Here is a 2,235-nt window from a genome sequence, read left to right as displayed (position 1 = left end):
GATCGAACGGTTCCTGGACACCGTCCAGCGCCTGCCCGAACTCGGCCCCGGCGAGCTCGATGCGCTCAACATCCTCGCCAAGGACGGGGTCATCGACCTCGCCGCCGGGCCGCGCGGGCTCTTCTAGGAAAGGGACTGTTCCAGATGCTGTACTCCAAGACCACCCCCGAGCAGAAGCGCCTCGCCCTCCGGGCCGCCCTCGGCTCCGGGAAGCTCCAGCAGTTCCCCGGAGCGTTCAGCCCGCTCTCCGCGCGCCTGATCCAGGAGAAGGGCTTCCCCGGGGTCTACATCTCCGGCGCCGTCCTCGCCAACGACCTCGGCCTGCCCGACATCGGCCTGACCACCCTGACCGAGGTCGCCACCAGGGCCGGGCAGATCGCCCGCATGACCGACCTCCCCTGCATCGTCGACGCCGACACCGGCTTCGGCGAGCCCATGAACGTCGCCCGCACCGTCCAGGAACTCGAGAACGCCGGCCTCGCCGGCTGTCACATCGAGGACCAGGTCAACCCCAAACGCTGCGGGCACCTCGACGGCAAGGCCGTCGTCGGCCTCGACACCGCCACCCAGCGCATCCGCGCAGCCGCCGACGCCCGCCGCGACGAGAACTTCCTCATCATGGCCCGAACCGACATCCGCGCCACCGACACCGGACCCGCCGGGCTCCAGGCCGCCGCCGAGCGCGCCCGGGCCCTCGTCGAGGCCGGGGCCGACGCGATCTTCCCCGAGGCCATGGGAACCCTCGAAGAGTTCCAGGCAATCCGCGACGCCGTCGACGTCCCCGTCCTGGCCAACATGACCGAGTTCGGCAAGAGCCGCCTCTTCACCGCCGCCGAACTCGAGTCCGCCGGCATCAACATCGTCATCTACCCCGTGACCCTGCTCCGCAGCGCGATGGGCGAGGCCGAGCGCACCCTCGACGTCATCCGGCTGGACGGCACGCAGGAGCCGCAGGTCGAGAGGATGCTCACCCGTTCCCGCCTCTACGAGCTTGTCGACTATGAGGCGTATAACCGCTTCGACACGGGCATCTTCAACTTCCTGGTCCCCGGCCGGCGCTGACGGCACCAGCACTTCGGAACAACCCAGCACCCGGCAAAGGAGCCACGAATGGCCCAGACAATTGGCATTGAAGAGATCCGCAGGGGCCTCGCCGGGGTGGTGGTGGACTACACCGCCATCTCGAAGGTCAACCCCGAGACGAATTCCCTGCTCTACCGCGGCTACCCCGTCCAGGAGCTCGCCGCACGCTGCACTATGGAGGAGGTCGCCTGGCTCATCTGGCACGGCGAGCTCCCCAGCCACGACCAGCTCCTCGCGTTCGAGCAGCAGGAGCGCGCCGGCCGCGCCCTCGACCCGGTGGTCAAGGCCGTGATCGACGAGCTGCCCACCACGTGCCACCCCATGGATGTCTGCCGCACCGCCGCCTCCGTCCTCGGCGCCCGCGACCCCAGAGCCGGGGACTCCTCCCCCGAGGCCAACCTCGCCAAGGCCCTGGCCCTCTTCGCCGCCATGCCCGCCGTCGTCGCCTACGACCAACGCCGCAGGCGCGGCGAAGAGCTCGTCGAGCCCCGAGAGGACCTGGGCTACTCGGCGAACTTCCTCTGGATGGCCTTCGGCGTCGAACCCGCCCCCGAGGTCATCCGCGCGTTCGAGGTCTCGATGATCCTCTACGCCGAACACTCCTTCAACGCCTCGACCTTCACCGCCCGCGTCGTCACCTCCACCCTCTCCGACCTCCACTCCGCCGTCACCGCCGCCATCGGAGCCCTCAAGGGCCCCCTCCACGGCGGGGCCAACGAGGCCGTCATGGAGACCTTCGAGGAAATCGGCATCAACCCCAGCGAAACCCACGAGGACGCCAAAGCCCGCGCCAAGGCCTGGATGGACAACGCCCTCGCCGCCAAGAAGAAGGTCATGGGCTTCGGCCACCGCGTCTACAAGCACGGCGACTCCCGCGTCCCCACCATGAAGGCCGCCCTCGACGACCTCATCACCTACTACGGCCGCCCCGAAATCCTCGGCCTCTACGACGGCCTCGAACAGTCCATGGACGAGGCCAAGGGCATCAAGCCCAACCTCGACTACCCCACCGGCCCCGCCTACCACCTCATGGGCTTCGACATCCCCACCTTCACCCCGCTGTTCGTCGCCAGCCGCATCGTCGGATGGACCGCCCACATCATGGAACAGCTCGAGAACAACTCCCTCATCCGCCCCCTCTCGGCCTACAAC

2 protein-coding genes are annotated in these 2,235 nt (G+C 68.7%); both read left to right on the top strand.

The window, feature by feature from the left end:
- Nucleotides 1-144: 144 nt before the first annotated feature.
- Nucleotides 145-1,062 carry a methylisocitrate lyase gene (prpB, locus tag LK10_RS01540; protein ID WP_043119602.1) on the top strand — a complete coding sequence of 306 codons (918 nt, stop codon included), beginning with the start codon at nucleotides 145-147 and terminating at the stop codon, nucleotides 1,060-1,062.
- A 48-nt stretch (nucleotides 1,063-1,110) separates the two neighbouring features.
- Nucleotides 1,111-2,235 (top strand): bifunctional 2-methylcitrate synthase/citrate synthase (locus LK10_RS01535; RefSeq protein WP_043119601.1); only part of this gene is annotated, 1,125 nt, incomplete at its 3' end.

This window comes from Sinomonas humi (assembly GCF_000802235.1).
In the GTDB taxonomy this organism is placed as follows: domain Bacteria; phylum Actinomycetota; class Actinomycetes; order Actinomycetales; family Micrococcaceae; genus Sinomonas; species Sinomonas humi.
The sequence above is the reverse complement of the archived record's forward strand: the minus strand, read 5'-3'. Positions and strand labels throughout refer to the sequence as shown.

What these genes read in the sequence shown, in the direction of transcription:
- prpB (WP_043119602.1), top strand. Translation starts at nt 145, where the DNA reads ATGCTGTACTCCAAGACCACCCCCGAGCAGAAGCGCCTCGCCCTCCGG.